Raw genomic sequence first — 15,469 nt, forward strand, 5'->3', positions numbered from 1 at the left:
GACCCGGTGCGCGGGTCAGGGCCGCCAGGTCACCCGGTGTTCGCCGAGGTGCGCGAGCACCGCGTGGTTGGCCTCCCATCCGTCCGGGAACTTCACCAGCGTGCCCAGCTGGACCGGTTCCGTGGACGGGTAGTCGTCCAGCAGCTCGCCCACGCCCTCGCGGCAGACCACGATGCACGCGTGCCGGTGCCGGGAGGCCAGGACGCACAGGCGGCCGGTCTCCAGGTGGAAGGCGGTGGCGTCGGGGCGGCCGGAGAGGGGGTGCAGGACGACCGTGACGTCGTACTCGCGGCCCTGGAGACGGTTGGCCGTGTCGACCGTCACGTCGCTCACCCCGAGGTCGGCCAGCGCCGCACGGACCGCCGCCGCCTGGTCCCGGTGCGCGGTGCCGACGGCGACGCGCGCGGCGGTCAGCGGGGCGGGCTCCGGTGAGCGTTCGGACGTCGCCCGGCCCTCCCGGTCGAGGAGACGCCGGACCACCGCCGCCACCGCCCGCACCGCCTCCGGGTCGGTGCGCGGGGTGTGCCGCGCGGGCAGCTCCAGCAGCCCCCAGCCGGAGGCGGCGGCCTCGTCGATCACCCGGTCGGGGCCCGAGCCGTCCGACGGCACCGCGAAGGCCAGGCTCCGGTCGCCGTGGCCGGTGCCGCTGCGGAACGGCGTGTACGGGTAGAAGGCCTCGGAGACCAGCCGGGCCGCCGACGCCGGAAGCCGCCAGGAGACCGGCAGGCGGTGCTGGGGCAGGTCCGGGTTGTGGGCGAGCAGCGTCGTGACCGCCGAGGACGACGGGTCGTAGGCCAGGCCCGCCCACTGCTCGCTGCCGACCGTCGCGAACGGGTCCAGCTGACCGGGGTCGCCCACGAAAAGCGCCCGCTCGAACAGCCCGGCGACCGCGAGCAGCGAGTCCGAGCGCATCTGGTACGCCTCGTCGACGATCGCGTGCCGCCACGGCTCGTCCACCGAGACGTGCGCCCACTTCGCCGCCGTCGACAGCACGACGGCCAGCCCGGCCAGGTCGCCGGCCTTCGCCGACTTGCGTACGTTGTCCAGCGCGTCGAGCGCCTTGTCGTACGGGTCGGCGTCGCTGCTGTGCAGCCGGCCCACCGGGAGGTCCGGGTTCTTCTCGGCCAGGCGCAGCACCAGGTCGTCGACCTGCGCGTTGGTCTGCGCGACCACCATCAGGGGGCGGCCCGCCTCGGCCAGCTCCAGCGCGGCCCGCACCACGAGCGTGGACTTGCCGGCCCCGGGCGGGGAGTCGACGACGACACCGCGCTGCGTGCCGTGCAGGGTGTCGTGGAGGATCGACGCGGTGGCGCGGGCCGCCTCCGCGCCCGGGTCGAAGGCCGGCGGAGCGTCGACGGCGAGGGTCTCGGCGGTCACAGCACGTCCTCCTCGGTCTGGGCGTCGGCGGCCTCCGGCACGGCCGCCGCCTCACCGGGCGGCCCGCCGTGCGTCCACGGGGTCTGCTCGGGGTCGGGGAGCTTCGCGCCGCCCCGCTGCTCGTGCTCGAAGAGCGTGAAACAGACCAGGTCGCCCTTCTCGGGCACCGACCCCGCCTCGGGCTCCCTGCCGCGGCCCATCTTGTCCAGGATCCGCAGGACCAGCGTGCCGTCGTCCTGCCCGGCACGCCGCTCGTGCCCGTCACCGGGCGCGTCCGCGGCCGCCGGTCCGACGTACTCGGCCGCCTGCGGTTTGCCGCCCAGCGAGCGGTAGACCTTCACCCGCTCGCCCAGGTGCGGGCGGTCGTCCGTGCGCACCGTCACCAGCGGGCGGGGACTGGGCCGCTTGCTCTCGCTGTACGCCATGACCACGTCGACGACCTCGCCCGCGAACGCCTCCCCGGCCAGCCGGCGCCCGGCCATCACCAGCGGATCGTCCAGCGCCTCCTGCGCCTCCAGGCGGGCCTGCTCGCGCTCGCGGGTGGCCAGCTTGTTCGCCGCCGTCACCGCGTCGTCGCGGCGCGGCTGCGGGGGCTCGCCGGCCAGGACGCGGTCGCGGTGGGAGGTGAACGACCAGCGGTCGCGGGTCCAGCGCTCCTCGGTGTGCGCCCCCTCGGGCAGCTCCCGCAGCAGGTCCAGGCCCCGCCACACCGCGTCCCAGGTGGGCCGGGTACGGCTCTCGACCAGGGTGCGGATCTCCCGCTCGGCGGCCGTGAGCGCGCCCAGCCGGTCGTCGGCCTCCACGCCGTCCTCGGCGGCGGCCAGCGCGGCACGGGCGCGGTCGTAGCGCTCGATGGCGGGAGCGAGCAGCTTGTTGTCGAAGGCCGGGTCGGTCGCCGGGCCCGCGGGCGGGCACAGCAACTGGCCGGCGGCGTCACGGGCCAGCTCGGCGCGGCGGGCCGCCTCGGCGCCGGACAGGTCCGTGCCGTCCGGCGCGATCCACGCCAGCAGGGCGCCCAGGTGCTGGTCCTCCAGCGTGGACTGCCCCGTCGCCCAGTGCCGGCCCAGCAGGTCGGTCATGGCGAGCAGCAGCGAGGAGCCGGGCACGCGGGCCCGCTCGCCGAAGTGGGTCAGCCAGCGGCCGAGCAGCGGCACCCGCGGCGGCGCGGGGTGCGGGGTCTCGGGATCCTGCTCCGCCGTACGCCGAAAGCGCATGGACCGGCCGAGCAGCCGTACGAAGTCGATGCCCGCGCGGCTCGGCACGACGAGCTGCGCGGCGTCCGTGCACAGGTCGACCTCGACCTTGACCCGCTTGCCCGTCTCCGGGTCGGTCTCGGTGCGCTCCGCGGCCTCGACGCTCTCCGCGTACGCCTCGACGTACGGCAGGACGATGTCCGCCAGCTCGGCGAGGAACGCGAAGCGCAGGTCGCGGTCGCGGGGCTGCGGCACGACCAGCAGATGCGGCGCGTCGCGGTCGGTGCCGACCAGCGCGCCGAGCGGGGCCCCGGCCTCACCGGCGGTGATCAGCGGGACGAAGACCAGCGGCCGGTCGGACAGGTGCCGGTGCCGGACGGTGGCGGCGGGCTGGGCCCGGCCCGAGCGCACGGCCTCCAGCCGGGCGAGCGTGGTGATCAGCGACATGCGGACACCTCGCCGTCCCCGGCGCCCGCCGCGCCGCCGGCCCGCGCACCGGCCGTCGCGAGTGCCTCCGCGCGCAGCCGGGCCGCCCGGCGCAGCGCGGCCACCGCCGGGTCGTCCGGGTCGCCGGTCTCGCCGCGGGCCGCGGCCAGCACCTCCTCGACCGTGGAGAGACCGCCCAGCTCGGCCCGCACCGGGCGGCCGAGGGAAGTCACCGCACCGGCCTGCCTGGACCGGGCGCGGCAGTGGAAGGCCAGCTCGCACGCGGACAGGCACTCGGGCGCGTACGCCGCCGGGACCGCGTCGACCGAGGCCGTCAGCTCCTCGGCCGGCAGCCCGGGGGAGAAGCAGACGCCCTCGGGGAGCGCGTCGGTGATCTCCTCGATGCGGGTCAGCCGGGCCAGCTGGCGGCCGGTGACGGCGCGCTGCTTGCGCACGTCGACGGCGGACGCGGTGGGCAGGTTGGAGAAGTCCTTGGGGCAGACCAGCAGGACGCGGTGGCGCACGCGCGGGGCGGGGTCGAGCCGGGCGGCGACCTGCTCCAGGGCCAGCACGTACACGGCGGCCTGCCGGGCGGCGGCGCCCACCTTCGCCGGGTCGGCGGAGCCGTCCAGCAGCGGGAACGACTTGATCTCGACGACCGTCCAGCTGCCGTCCGGATGCACCACCACGGCGTCCGGCTCCAGGAATGCCGGTGACCCGGCGACGTCGAGGGCGAGCATCGGATGGTCGAGCAGTGTCCACGCGCCGGCCGTGCCGGTGGCCGCCTCGCGCAGCGCCAGCGCCGTCCGCGCGGTGCGCCCCTCGGGGCCGGCCGCGGACAGATCGGGCACGTGCACCGGGGCCTCGGCGGGCGGCTCGGCACCGCGGTCCAGCTTCTCGTGCGCGAGGCGCAGCAGCTCGGCGCCGCCGTCCGCCTTCACCTTGGCCTCGAAGGCGTTGCCCCGGGTCAGGGCGAACTGCGACTGCCCGAAGGCCGACGGTGAGCCCAGGGCACTCGCCAGCGAGCCCTTGTCCACCCCGGCGCCGTCGAGGACCGCCCGCCGACGGCACCCCGGGTTGGCGGCGAGGGCGGCCAGGGCGCGTGCGTCCAGTGCCTTGGCCGGCACGTCGGGACCGCGCAGCTCAGCGAGCCGGTGCCGGAGTCTCGTCCCCCGCGTCCGAGGGGGCGGGGTCCGGCTCGGCTCCCGCTCCGAACCGCTGCTCGCGCTGCCGTGGGATTCGCTCACCCGCGGAAGTCTGACATCCACCACTGACAATCGCGGAACCCGTGCTCCCGGCGGCCGGGGCGGAGGCGGCAGCGGGGGCGCCGGCGGCAGCGGGCGCGGAGCCGGCCGCGGCCGGTGCGAGACGGGCCGGCAACAGGGCCCGGACCCGCCGCGCGGTCCGCAGCACGAACGGCGTCAGCAGCAGCCCCGCACCCATCACGGCCGCACCCGCGACCGCGTCGAGGAAGTAGTGGTTCGCGGTGCCCATGACGACGATCGTGGTCACCAGCGGGTAGACGACGGCGGCCACCCTCGTCGTGCGCGTGCCGCCGTAGCGCCACAGCATCACTCCGCACCACAGCGCCCAGCCCACGTGCAGGCTCGGCATCGCCGCGTACTGGTTGGTCATGCCGCCCATGCCGCGCGGCGCACTCGCCTCGCCGCCCCACCAGCCGTACGAGCTGTACTGGGCCATCGTGTCGACGAAGCCGTGCCCGGAGTCCAGCAGCCGGGGCGGGCAGGTCGGCAGCAGGGTGAAGCCGATGAGACCTATGAACGTGGACGTCATCAGCCAGGTGCGCGCGGCCCGGTAGCGCACCGCGCGGGAGCGGAAGAGCCACACCAGGATCGCCGGGGTGACCAGGTAGTGCAGCGAGGCGTACCAGAAGTCCGCCGGGACACCGATCCAGGGCTCGCTGGTGAAGAGACGGTTGAGGGGGTGCTCCGCGTTGAGGAAGAGCGCCTTCTCGATGTCCAGGATGGCCACGCCGTGGTCGACGGCGTCGGCCACGTCGCCGCGCACGAGCAGCCGCCCGGCGCTGTAGCAGGCGTACACGAGGACGATGAGCGGCAGCTCGGTCCACCAGCGCAGCCGAGTGTTCGGGGCCGCCTCGGTGCCCGGTGTCTCGGTGTGCGGCAATCCGATCGCCCTCCCCCTTCTCACGCTTCTCACGTCTCGCTCACTCGTGCGCCCGGACGGACGCGGGCGAGCCACTCTACGGCGTCACCGAAAGTGCTCCGCGAAGCGCCCTCGGACCGGATAGACGCGGGCACTGCCCCTCGGGTTGCCCGCACGGACGGTACGGGATGATGGAAGGGCCCCCTCAGACATTTCTCCCGGAAAGGCCCCTCCATGGCACCGCGCATTCTGCTGGCCCGGCACGGACAGACGGAGTGGTCGCTGTCCGGCAGACACACCGGCAGGACCGACGTGCCGCTCCTTGAGGAGGGCCGGCGCGGCGCGAAACTGCTCGGCGAGCGGCTGCACCGGGCGCCGCTGGACGGGCTGCCCGGCGTGGAGGTGCGGACCAGTCCGCTGGTGCGCGCGAGCGAGACCTGCGAGCTGGCGGGGTTCGGCGGGCGCGCCCGGACCTGGGACGCGCTGATGGAGTGGGACTACGGGGCCTACGAGGGCATGACGCCGGACCAGATCCAGGCCGTGCGGCCCGGCTGGCTGATCTGGCGGGACGGGGTGCCCGACGGGGAGAGTGTGAGCGACGTCACGGCGCGCGCGGACGAGGTGGTGGCGTGGGCGCGGGAGGCGGAGCGGGACGTGCTCGTCTTCGCCCACGGGCACGTGCTGCGGGCCATCGGGGCGCGGTGGCTGGGGCTGCCGCTGTCGTTCGGGGCGCGGATACGGCTGAATCCGACGTCGCTGTCGGTGCTGGGGTGGGCGTACGGGGAGCCGGCGGTGGAGAGCTGGAACGACTCGGGGCATCTCGTCGGCTGACGGCTGTGCGGGTGCCGGTGCCGGTGCGGGTGCCGGTGGTGCGGTGCGATGCCCGTGCTGGTGGGGGGCCCGGGGTCTGGGGTGGGGTGGGGTTGGGGGTGCGTTGCCCGGCGTTGCGGGGTGCCGCTGCGCCCACCCGTGCCGCCCCAGCGGCACGACTGCCCGCAGCTGGGGGGGGAGGTACGACTGCCCGCAGCGATGGCGGGGGCGGTGCTGGTGGGGGTGCGGCTGCCGGCAGTCGGGGGCGGCCGGTGCTGCGTGGGTGTGTGGGGTCGGGTGTTGTGGTCAGGCCGGTCTCGGGAGTGCCGCGTGGCGGTCCAGGAAGGTGGAGACCTGGGCCGCGCGGCGGTGCGGGAGGAGCACGCGGGCCGTGCCCGCCAGCATCGTGCGGACGCGGGAGGACTGGACCTCGCCGAGCAGGTCCAGGACCCGCGTCCCCGCGCCCGCCGCCTCGTCGGGACGGCCCCCGCGGGCCAGGTCGTCCGCCAGTTCCGCCGTGTACAGCGCGAGGTTGCGGGTGAAGTGCGGGTCCTGCAGCCCGGCGGCCCGCCGCGCGTGCCGGGCGGCCCGCGGCCAGTCGCCCAGGGTGGACCAGCACTGCGCCTCCAGCCCCTCCAGTTCGGCCTCGCCGTAGAAGCTCATCCACTCGGGGTCGGTGTCCGAGGGGCCCCGCCCGAAGAAGGTCTGCGCCCGCACCAGTGCCTGCTCGCATCCGACGCGGTCCGCGAGCCCCGCCCAGCCGCCCGCCTCGCGCAGCGCGAGCAGCGACATCAGCCGGTCCGAGCCCAGCGGGCGGGCGGCGCGCTGCGCGGCCTGGGACGCCCGTACCGCCTCGCGCGGACGGCCGGCGTCACGGGCCAGGAACGCCATGTTGCAGAAGGCGTGCGCCTCCAGGGCCGGATCGTCGTTGGTCCGGGCGGTGGCCAGGGCCTCGGCGTAGTGGGAGCGGGCGTCGTCGAAGCGTCCCGAGTCGTGCGCCAGCCAGCCCACGGAGATCGCCAGTTCACCGGCGCCCGAGTAGAGGCGGTCGGCGACCGCCTGCCGGGACGCCCCGGCGTCCAGGAGCGCGTACGCGGTGCGCAACGGGGCCGCCGCGCGCCGGTAGAGGCCGTCCGCGCCGTGCCGGTCGTCGAGCAGCCGGATCCGGCGGACGGCCTCTTCGAGGGCGCCGGCCTCGCTCGTCCCGGCCCGGCGCGCGGGCCGCCCGGCCGCCGCGGCGTCGAGGGCGGGCCCCAGGGGGCCCAGCGAGGCGGCGGCCGCCGTGGCACCGCTCGTCATGAATGCGCGACGCAGCACGTCGCTCTCCTCGTTGTCGTCGTGCGTCTCGTACAGGTCGTGCGTGTCTCGCGTGTCATACGTCTCATACGGCTCACCCGCCCCTCGCGACTCAGCGGTGGCGCGCGACTGCCGTCCGCGGACCGACGAACGGGGCGCGAACCCCAGGTCGGTGAGCGTGCGGCCGGGGAACATGTGCAGAAACACCCGCTCGTAGGCGTAGTTGGGGCAGCGGATCTCACCCGCCTCGACCCGGCCGACGTAGCGCGCGTCGCAGCTGACCCGCTCGTCGATCTCGCGCGCGGCCCGGCGGACCGCCGCCGCGAACTCCGCCGGGGAGCGCCGGCCGCGCAACCGCCTGAAGGCGAGGTTCGGCCGCGGGGGCCGTTCGGGCTGGGCGGAGGTCACCGTTGACGACGCCATGGCCGGGTCCTCTCGTGCGAACCGTCGAACCATGCCGGGGAAGGGGGCCGAATCTGCGCGACACCCTGTTTCCGGCGAGCAAGAACGTACCGGCTGTGACGGAGCGGCCACGCGCTGTTTGGCTACAAAACGGATATCTCCTCCACGATCTGCCATGAAGTGCCATCCTTTGCGGCGGCATCGGGCCGTAGCCGTTGACGCCCCGCCGCGTTGAACCGGTCGGCCGGAGACCCACCGAATCCCGGTCCGCTCGTCCGAGGAGGAGTTCCGTGGTGGAGGCCGGGATGGACACCAGCATCAGCGATCCCCCCTGCGACGCCTGTGACGTCGTCACCGTGCCGACCCGACAGGGTCTGGAGGCGGTCGACATCCTCAGGCGGGGAGCCGGTGAGGGGGTGGGCTCCGTGATCCACGACGACGGCTGCGACACCCTGGGCTTCCTGGTGCCGCCGGGGACCGCCGCCGCCTGGGACGTGCCCGGCAGCACCTGCACCGAGACGGACGGCCGGGGGCTGCGCATCGTCCCGGAGCCCGAGCCGCCCGTGGAGGGCTCCGACTGGCTGCTGCCGCCCGGCGAGGCGGACCTGGCGACCGACCCCGCCGTCCTGCGGGCCGCGCTGGGCGAGGCGGCCCGGCTGATCAGGGCCGCCGACAGCTGCCGCTGAGCACCGTAGCGCCGGTCCCGGTGATCAGTGCCGCCGACGGCCTGCCGCTGAGCACCGTAGCGCCGGGCCCGGCCGGGGACCCGGATAATGGACCGATGGGAAAGTCCAGGAACGCCCGCCGCGGGCGCGCCGCCGCGGAAGCCGTCGTCGAGGACGTCGACGGGGGACGCGCCGAGCTGGTGCCCGACCGGGACCGGCCCCGGGCCCGGACGCTGCTGATCGACGGCGCCCCCCAGTCGCACGTCGACCTCGACGACCCGGCGTACCTGTCCTTCGAGTACCAGCGCCGCATCGGCCACGTCATCGACCTGGCCGCCCCGCCGGGCAAGCCGGTGCGGGCCGTGCACCTCGGCGGCGGCGCCCTCACCCTGGCCCGCTACGTCGCCGCCACCCGCCCCCGCTCCACCCAGCAGGTCGTCGAGCGGGACGCCGCCCTGGTCCGGCTGGTCCGCCGGGAGCTGCCCCTCGACCCGGGCGCGCGGATACGGGTGCGCTCCACCGACGCCCGCGCCGGACTGGCCAAGGTGCCCGACGGCTGGGCGGACGTCGTCGTCGCGGACGTCTTCGGCGGGGCCCGCACCCCGGCCCACCTGACGTCCACCGAGTACCTCGACGAGGTGCGGCGCGCGCTCGCGCCCGGCGGGGTCTACGCCGCGAATCTGGCCGACGGCCCGCCGCTGGCCCACCTGCGCGGCCAGGTCGCCACCGCGGCCGCCCGGTTCGCCGAACTCGCCCTCGTCGCCGATCCGGCGGTGCTGCGCGGCAGACGCTTCGGCAACGCGATCCTGGTCGCCGCCGACCACCCGCTGCCCGTCGCCGAACTCACCCGCCGGGCCGCCTCGGACCCGCATCCCGCGCGCGTGGAACACGGCCGCGCCCTCGGTGACTTCACCGGCGGCGCCCGGCCGGTGACGGACGCGGCGGCGGTGGACTCGCCGGCGCCGCCGGAGTCCGTGTTCAAGTGAGTCCGCCGGCGGGGCCGTCGGCTCAGTAGCTGCCGATCTCCACCCGCGGCGGCCCGTCGTGCCAGGTGCAGAACACCGACACCCGGTCCGCGCCCGAGGTGAACTCCACCCGGATCCACGACTCCGTCTTCCACACCTGCATCGACCAGCCCGCGCCCGGCGTCGCCGACACCAGGGACGCGGACGCCGGACCCAGGTCGAAGACCGCGCGGCCCCCGTCGGTGTCGTAGCTCCTGACCTTCCCGGACGTGTCGGGGGCCGGGCTGGACGGGTCCTCGGCCGGCCTGCCGGACGGCGCGGTGCGCGACGGTGCGGGGGCGGGGCCGGGCTCGCGGGAGGTGCGGCCCGGCGTCGGCGACGCGCTGGCCGAAGGGGAGGGCGCCGGACGGCTGGTGGACGAGGCCAGGGGCTGCCCGGCGTCGTCGTCCCCGCCCCGCACGCTCGCGTCCGCCGCCGTGATCGGCAGTGCCCGGGGCGCGTCGTAGGCCGTGCCCGCCATCACCGTGTGGACGCCCCACCACGACAAGGTGACCGCGGCGCCGGTGGCGAGCAGCCAGGCGATCACGTGGACGAGTCCTCTGCGCATCGCGGTCATACTGCCTCACCCGCCCCACGCGTGTCGCGTGCCCGCGGAGTGACGTGGGTCCCGGCCGCAGTTGTCCACAGGCCCGGGCCGGGTCGGTGCGCATGGCGTACGGTGCCGCCCATGGCAAGTGTGCTCGTGGTCGAGGACGACCAGTTCGTACGCTCGGCGCTCATCCGGCAGCTGACCGACGCCTCGCACACCGTGCGCAGCGTGGGCACGGCACTGGAGGCGCTGCGCGAGGTCGCCCATTTCCGGTTCGACGTGGTGGTCCTGGACCTCGGCCTGCCCGACCTGGACGGCTGCGAGGCGCTGAAGATGCTGCGCGGCATCACCGACGTACCGGTGATCGTCGCCACCGCCCGGGACGACGAGGCCGAGGTCGTACGGCTGTTGAACGCGGGCGCGGACGACTACCTCACCAAGCCGTTCTCCGTGGAGCACCTGTTGGCCCGGATGGCGGCCGTGCTGCGCCGGGCCCGCGGCGGCCCGGCGGAGGCGGCGGCGCCGGCGGTCATCCGGGTCGGCGGCCTCACCGTCGACCCGCTGCGCCGCCAGGCCGAGCTGGACGGGGCGGCCCTCGACCTGACCCGCCGCGAGTTCGACCTGCTCGCCTTCCTGGCCGGCCGGCCCGGGGTCGTCGTCGCCCGCAAGGAGCTGCTCGCCGAGGTCTGGCAGCAGTCCTACGGCGACGACCAGACCATCGACGTCCACCTGTCCTGGCTGCGCCGCAAGCTCGGCGAGACCGCGGCCCGGCCGCGCTATCTGCACACCCTGCGCGGCGTCGGAGTGAAGCTGGAGCCACCGCGATGAGATGGGCCCTGGTCAAGGTCTCGCTGGCGGTCACCGCGATGGTCGTGGTCGCCTTCGCCGTGCCCCTCGGACTCGTCATCCGCGAGATGGCCCGCGACCGCGCCTTCTCCAACGCCGAGCGGGAGGCCGCCGCCGTCGCCCCCGCCCTGTCCATCACCACCGACCGCGAGCAGCTGGAGCGCGTCGTGGCCTCCGCGGGATCGGACGCCGGGATGGCCGTGCACATACCGGCGTCCGGCGACCGCGGCGGCGCCACCGACATCGGCCGGCAGCGCGCCACCGACGAGGACATCGCCGCCGTACGGGAGATGGGGCGGGCCTCCACCACCGAGGTGGGCGGCGGCTCCACCCTGCTCCAGCCCGTCGCGCTCAGCTCCGGCGAGATCGCCGTCGTCGAGGTGTACATCCCCGAGTCCGAGGTGACCAACGGCGTCGGCACGGCCTGGGCGGTGCTCGCCGCGGTCGGTGCCGCGCTCGTGGTGGGCTCGGTCGCGGTCGCCGACCGGCTCGGCGTGCGGATGGTGCAGCCCGCGCGGCGCCTGGTCGACGGGGCGCACGAGCTGGGGGAGGGCAGGCTGGGCGCGCGGGTGCCCGTGGAGGGACCGGACGAACTGCGGCGCGCGGCCGTCGCGTTCAACTCCATGGCCGACCAGGTCGTCCAGCTCCTCGCCAACGAGCGGGAGCTGGCCGCCGACCTGTCCCACCGGCTGCGCACCCCGCTGACCGTGCTGCGCCTCAACGCGGCCTCGCTCGGCGACGGTCCGGCCGCCGAGCAGACCCGGGCCGCCGTCGAGCAGCTGGAGCGCGAGGTCGACACCATCATCCGCACCGCCAGGGACGCCAAGCCGCAGACGGCGGCCGCCGGTCCCGGCGCCGGGTGCGACGCGGCCGAGGTGGTCCGGGAGCGGATGGCGTTCTGGTCGGCGCTCGCCGAGGACGAGGGCCGCAAGTGGCGGGTGGCCGGCGCCGACCGGCCGGTGCGCATACCCGTCGCCCGCGCCGACCTCGCCGCCTCCCTCGACGCGCTGCTCGGCAACGTCTTCCGGCACACCGCCGAGGGCACCGCCTTCGCCGTCGACCTGCACAACGGCGAGGACGCGGTGATCGTGCTCGTGTCGGACGCGGGCGCCGACATAGCCGACCCTGAGGCGGCGATGGCCCGCGGCCGGGGCTCGGGCACCGACGGCTCCACCGGGCTCGGCCTGGACATCGTGCGCCGGATGGCGGAGTCGACCGGCGGCGACGTACGCATCGGCGCCTCCGTGCTGGGCGGCACCGAGGTGCGGATCTGGATCCAGCTCGCCGGGCGCCGGGCGCCGGAGCGGCGCGGCCACCGGGGAACCGTACGACGACGCAGACAGCCCCGGGCGGCCGCGGCCACGCCCCCCGCGGCCCCGGCCGGCCGCGACCATTAATCGGCCCCGATCCCTTCCTTAAGCCCACCCTAAGATCGCCAAGCCCCGCCCGGATCAGGCTCTTTGCCCGTTTCCGGGTCGCTAGCGTGCTGCCGCACCCCCACCCCGCCCCCGTCGGTCTCCCGCCGGGGGCACCGTGAACAGCGAAGGCAGGCACGTGATGCGTACGCACCGACGCAAGGTCAGTGGCAGGAACAAGGCGATCGGCGCCGTCGTCGCGGCGGCCGTGGCCGGTGGCGGGGCGCTGCTGTTCACCAGCACCGCCCAGGCGGCCTCGGTCGGCGCCGCGTACACGAAGACCAGCGCGTGGTCGACGGGTTACACCGCCCAGTACGTCGTCACCAACACCAGCGGGCAGCCGAAGGCGGACTGGACGCTGGAGTTCGACCTGCCCTCCGGCACGAAGCTCGGCTCGCTGTGGAACGCCGAGTCGAAGACCGACGGGCAGCACGTCACCGTGACCCCGCCGAAGTGGGACACGGACGGGCTGAAGACCGGGGAGTCCGTCACGGTCGGCTTCGTCGTCAACGGCACCGCCGACCCGACCGGTTGCCTCGTCGACGGCGCCGCGTGCTCGACGGACGACGGCGCCACCCCCGAGCCCAGCGGCCGCCCCACCGACACCCCGGCCCCGACGCCCACGCCGACCCCGACGGCCACCGACGGCACCGAGCCGGCGCCGACCACCACGCCCACCGCCCCGGCGCCCACCGGGACCCCCGGCGACGGCACCGCCGCGGGCGCGGGCTTCGCGCCGTACGTCGACACCTCCCTCTACCCGGCCTTCGACCTGCTCGCGCACTCCGCGGCGACCGGTGTGAAGGAGTACAACCTCGCCTTCGTCACCGACGGCGGCGGCTGCACGCCCAAGTGGGGCGGCGTCACCGACCTCGGCGGCGACGCGGTCGCGAACCAGATAGGCGCCCTGCGCGAGAAGGGCGGCGACGTCCGCGTCTCCTTCGGCGGCGCCTCCGGCTCCGAACTCGGCACCACCTGCACGTCGGCCGACGCGCTGGCGGCGGCGTACGGCAAGGTCGTCGACGCCTACGGGCTCACCAAGGTCGACTTCGACGTCGAGGGCGGCGCGCTGCCCGACACGGCCGCCAACACCCGCCGTGCGCAGGCGATCTCCGCGCTGCAGGAGAAGCACCCCGGACTGGACGTCTCCTTCACCCTCCCGGTGATGCCCGAGGGCCTTACGCAGGCGGGCGTCGACCTCCTCGCCGACGCGAAGAAGAACGGCGTGGACATCGACGCCGTGAACATCATGGCAATGGACTACGGCCCCGCGTACAGCGACGACATGGGCACGTACGCCGTCCAGGCCGCCACCGCCACCCAGGCGCAGATCAAGGGCGTCCTCGGACTGTCCGACGCGGACGCCTGGCAGACGGTCGCCGTCACCCCGATGATCGGTGTCAACGACGTCGCCTCCGAGGTCTTCGAGGTCGAGGACGCCGCGCAGCTGGTGGAGTTCGCGAAGTCCAAGGGCCTCGGCGGACTGTCCATGTGGTCCGTCACCCGCGACAAGGCCTGCCCCGGCGGTCCCAAGCCCTCGGCCGACGCCACGTGCAGCTCCGTCGAACAGGAGCCGAACGCCTTCTCCAAGGCGTTCGCCGCCTTCAAGTAGGCCGGGGGGCCCAGAGCGGGGCCGGGCCCCACACCGGTCCCGTGCGCGGGGCGCGGCACCCACCGGGCGCCGCGCCCCGCATCCGTCGTACGGCCGTCCCTCCCCCCCCCCCCGAAGGGCCGCCGGTCCCGCTCGCGGTGCCCGCCTACTCGGCCGCGTCCACCGGCGGCAGCGTCCCCGTGCGGGCGGCCCGCCCGAACCACAGGGCGCTCGACTTCGGGATGCGCTGCTGGGAGACGTAGTCGACGTACACCGCGCCGAAGCGCTTCTCGTAGCCGTAGGCCCACTCGAAGTTGTCCAGCAGGGACCACAGGTAGTAGCCGCGGACGTCGGCGCCGTCGGTGATGGCCCGGCGGACCGCCGAGAGGTGACCGTTCAGGTAGGCGACCCGCTCGGGGTCGTGCACCGTGCCGTCGGCGCCGGGCTTGTCGTCGTAGGCCGCGCCGTTCTCGCTGATGTACAGCGGCAGGCCGGGGGCCTCCCGGTGGTAGCGCATGATCAGCTCGTGCAGGCCGCTCGGGTCCACGGTCCAGCCCATCGCGGTGCGCTCGCCCGGCGGCTGGTGGAAGGCCACGTCGTCCGCGGCGGGCCACGGGGAGTGGTCGCTCTCGCCGTGGCCGTCGGCACGCGGGGCGCGCGAGTCGGCGTCGGCCGCCGAGACCACGGTGGGCGTGTAGTAGTTGAGGCAGATCGCGTCGATCGGCTGCCGGATCTGGCCCAGGTCGCCGTCCTGGACGTGCGACCAGTCCGACACCGGGGCGGTCGCCTCCAGGAGGGACTGCGGGTAGGCGCCGTGCAGGATCGGGCCGTGGAAGATCCCGCCCGACAGGTCGTCGATCTTCCGGGCCGCGGCGAGGTCCGCGGGGTTCTGCGACAGCGGGCGCACCACGGAGGTGTTGAGGCTGATCGCCACCGTGTTGCGGGCCGGCATCACCGAGCGCAGCGCCACCGTGCCCAGGCCGTGCGCCAGGTTCAGGTGGTGCGCGGCGCGCAGCGAGGCCGCCGGGTCGGTGCGGCCGGGCGCGTGCACACCGGAGGCGTAGCCGAGGAACGCGGCGCACCACGGCTCGTTCAGCGTGATCCACTGCTCCACCCGGTCGCCGAGCGCCTCGCCGACGATCTGCGCGTACTCGGCGAACCGGTACGCCGTGTCCCGCTCGGGCCAGCCGCCCGCGTCCTCCAGCTCCTGCGGCAGGTCCCAGTGGTAGAGCGTGACGGCCGGCCTGATCCCGGCGGCCAGCAGCTCGTCCACCAGGCGGCGGTAGAAGTCCAGGCCGCGCTGGACGGCGGGGCCGCGGCCGGTCGGCTGCACGCGGGGCCAGGAGATCGAGAAGCGGTAGGCGCCCAGGCCCAGGTCCTTCATCAGCGCCACGTCGTCGCGGTAGCGGTGGTAGTGGTCGACAGCGATGTCACCGGTGTCCCCGCCGGCCGTCTTCCCGGGGGTGTGGCTGAAGGTGTCCCAGATCGAGGGCGTACGGCCGTCCTCCCGCACCGCGCCCTCGATCTGGTACGCCGAGGTGGCGGCGCCCCACAGGAAGGCGGGGGGGAAGGTCACCGGGGTCACCGGCGTTGCGGACTCAAGCATGGAAGCGCTCCCATAGGCGGTTCGTGGCGGGTCGTCCCGATCGGGCGGAGTCCGACCGGTGAGACCGACGGGTGGAAGGACGAGGGGGGAAGCCGGGCCGGGCGCTGGTCACCCGAACCGGGGCCGGGGCGACGGTGACCCGGCCCCCGCGGGTGAGTGCGAGG

Annotated in this window: 13 protein-coding genes; 6 read left to right on the plus strand and 7 right to left on the minus strand. The window is 75.2% G+C overall.

All coding sequences use genetic code 11. The features are described 5' to 3' along the window. Positions 1-15: 15 nt before the first annotated feature. From ACIBCJ_RS06645 to ACIBCJ_RS06660, 4 genes are read right to left on the minus strand one after another with little or no spacing between them, the layout of a single operon-like run. Positions 16-1,377: an AAA family ATPase gene (locus tag ACIBCJ_RS06645; RefSeq protein ID WP_365979030.1), complete on the minus strand. Its 1,362-nt coding sequence runs from the start codon at positions 1,375-1,377 to the stop codon at positions 16-18. Then, positions 1,374-3,017 carry a hypothetical protein gene (locus ACIBCJ_RS06650; protein ID WP_365979031.1) on the minus strand — a complete coding sequence of 548 codons (1,644 nt, stop codon included), beginning with the start codon at positions 3,015-3,017 and terminating at the stop codon, positions 1,374-1,376. Before ACIBCJ_RS06650 ends, ACIBCJ_RS06645 begins: the two co-directional genes overlap by 4 nt. Beyond that, positions 3,008-4,138: a hypothetical protein gene (locus ACIBCJ_RS06655; RefSeq protein ID WP_365979273.1), complete on the minus strand. Its 1,131-nt coding sequence runs from the start codon at positions 4,136-4,138 to the stop codon at positions 3,008-3,010. Before ACIBCJ_RS06655 ends, ACIBCJ_RS06650 begins: the two co-directional genes overlap by 10 nt. A gap of 1 nt (position 4,139) precedes the next feature. Beyond that, positions 4,140-5,141, minus strand: coding sequence for a phosphatase PAP2 family protein (locus tag ACIBCJ_RS06660; protein WP_362510616.1), 1,002 nt, complete (start codon positions 5,139-5,141; stop codon positions 4,140-4,142). Positions 5,142-5,354: 213 nt separating this feature from the next. Between ACIBCJ_RS06660 and ACIBCJ_RS06665 the strand changes: the two genes are divergently transcribed. Continuing rightward, on the plus strand, positions 5,355-5,951 hold the full coding sequence (locus ACIBCJ_RS06665; protein WP_362094741.1) for a histidine phosphatase family protein: 597 nt from the start codon (positions 5,355-5,357) through the stop codon (positions 5,949-5,951). A gap of 285 nt (positions 5,952-6,236) precedes the next feature. Here the strand turns inward: ACIBCJ_RS06665 and ACIBCJ_RS06670 are convergent, their stop codons facing one another. After that, positions 6,237-7,649 (minus strand): hypothetical protein, encoded by a 1,413-nt coding sequence (locus ACIBCJ_RS06670; RefSeq protein WP_365979032.1) that lies wholly within the window; start codon positions 7,647-7,649, stop codon positions 6,237-6,239. 284 nt (positions 7,650-7,933) lie between these two features. Between ACIBCJ_RS06670 and ACIBCJ_RS06675 the strand changes: the two genes are divergently transcribed. Together ACIBCJ_RS06675 and ACIBCJ_RS06680 are read left to right on the plus strand one after the other, a co-directional pair. Then, positions 7,934-8,314, plus strand: coding sequence for a hypothetical protein (locus ACIBCJ_RS06675; RefSeq protein ID WP_362094747.1), 381 nt, complete (start codon positions 7,934-7,936; stop codon positions 8,312-8,314). A gap of 95 nt (positions 8,315-8,409) precedes the next feature. Next, a complete protein-coding gene (locus ACIBCJ_RS06680; protein ID WP_365979033.1) occupies positions 8,410-9,279 on the plus strand; it encodes a fused MFS/spermidine synthase in 870 nt (289 codons plus the stop codon). Positions 9,280-9,301: 22 nt separating this feature from the next. Here ACIBCJ_RS06680 and ACIBCJ_RS06685 read toward each other — a convergent pair whose 3' ends face one another. Further along, positions 9,302-9,865, minus strand: a complete 564-nt coding sequence (locus ACIBCJ_RS06685) for a hypothetical protein (RefSeq protein WP_362510610.1) — start codon at positions 9,863-9,865, stop codon at positions 9,302-9,304. Positions 9,866-9,985: 120 nt separating this feature from the next. On the opposite strand from ACIBCJ_RS06685, the gene ACIBCJ_RS06690 reads away from it, so the two are divergent. The 3 genes from ACIBCJ_RS06690 to ACIBCJ_RS06700 all read left to right on the plus strand — a co-directional run bounded on the left by ACIBCJ_RS06690 (position 9,986) and on the right by ACIBCJ_RS06700 (position 13,720). Continuing rightward, on the plus strand, positions 9,986-10,675 hold the full coding sequence (locus tag ACIBCJ_RS06690) for a response regulator transcription factor (RefSeq protein WP_365979034.1): 690 nt from the start codon (positions 9,986-9,988) through the stop codon (positions 10,673-10,675). Continuing rightward, positions 10,672-12,090 (plus strand): HAMP domain-containing sensor histidine kinase, encoded by a 1,419-nt coding sequence (locus tag ACIBCJ_RS06695; RefSeq protein ID WP_365979035.1) that lies wholly within the window; start codon positions 10,672-10,674, stop codon positions 12,088-12,090. The genes ACIBCJ_RS06690 and ACIBCJ_RS06695 overlap by 4 nt, the downstream gene beginning before the upstream one ends. 160 nt (positions 12,091-12,250) lie before the next feature. Next, complete coding sequence (locus tag ACIBCJ_RS06700) at positions 12,251-13,720, plus strand: cellulose binding domain-containing protein (protein WP_365979036.1); 1,470 nt, start codon at positions 12,251-12,253, stop codon at positions 13,718-13,720. Between the two features lie 145 nt (positions 13,721-13,865). On the opposite strand, the gene ACIBCJ_RS06705 is transcribed toward ACIBCJ_RS06700, so the two are convergent. Beyond that, positions 13,866-15,305, minus strand: a complete 1,440-nt coding sequence (locus ACIBCJ_RS06705) for a GH1 family beta-glucosidase (protein WP_362094763.1) — start codon at positions 15,303-15,305, stop codon at positions 13,866-13,868. Between the last annotated feature and the right edge of the window lie 164 nt (positions 15,306-15,469).

The sequence above is a fragment of the Streptomyces sp. NPDC051136 genome, from assembly GCF_044455745.1.
Lineage (GTDB): Bacteria > Actinomycetota > Actinomycetes > Streptomycetales > Streptomycetaceae > Streptomyces.

What these genes read in the sequence shown, in the direction of transcription:
- ACIBCJ_RS06650 (WP_365979031.1), bottom strand. Translation starts at nt 3,017, where the DNA reads ATGTCGCTGATCACCACGCTCGCCCGGCTGGAGGCCGTGCGCTCGGGC.
- ACIBCJ_RS06665 (WP_362094741.1), top strand. Translation starts at nt 5,355, where the DNA reads ATGGCACCGCGCATTCTGCTGGCCCGGCACGGACAGACGGAGTGGTCG.
- ACIBCJ_RS06670 (WP_365979032.1), bottom strand. Translation starts at nt 7,649, where the DNA reads ATGGCGTCGTCAACGGTGACCTCCGCCCAGCCCGAACGGCCCCCGCGG.
- ACIBCJ_RS06675 (WP_362094747.1), top strand. Translation starts at nt 7,934, where the DNA reads ATGGACACCAGCATCAGCGATCCCCCCTGCGACGCCTGTGACGTCGTC.
- ACIBCJ_RS06680 (WP_365979033.1), top strand. Translation starts at nt 8,410, where the DNA reads ATGGGAAAGTCCAGGAACGCCCGCCGCGGGCGCGCCGCCGCGGAAGCC.
- ACIBCJ_RS06685 (WP_362510610.1), bottom strand. Translation starts at nt 9,865, where the DNA reads ATGCGCAGAGGACTCGTCCACGTGATCGCCTGGCTGCTCGCCACCGGC.
- ACIBCJ_RS06690 (WP_365979034.1), top strand. Translation starts at nt 9,986, where the DNA reads ATGGCAAGTGTGCTCGTGGTCGAGGACGACCAGTTCGTACGCTCGGCG.
- ACIBCJ_RS06695 (WP_365979035.1), top strand. Translation starts at nt 10,672, where the DNA reads ATGAGATGGGCCCTGGTCAAGGTCTCGCTGGCGGTCACCGCGATGGTC.
- ACIBCJ_RS06700 (WP_365979036.1), top strand. Translation starts at nt 12,251, where the DNA reads ATGCGTACGCACCGACGCAAGGTCAGTGGCAGGAACAAGGCGATCGGC.
- ACIBCJ_RS06705 (WP_362094763.1), bottom strand. Translation starts at nt 15,305, where the DNA reads ATGCTTGAGTCCGCAACGCCGGTGACCCCGGTGACCTTCCCCCCCGCC.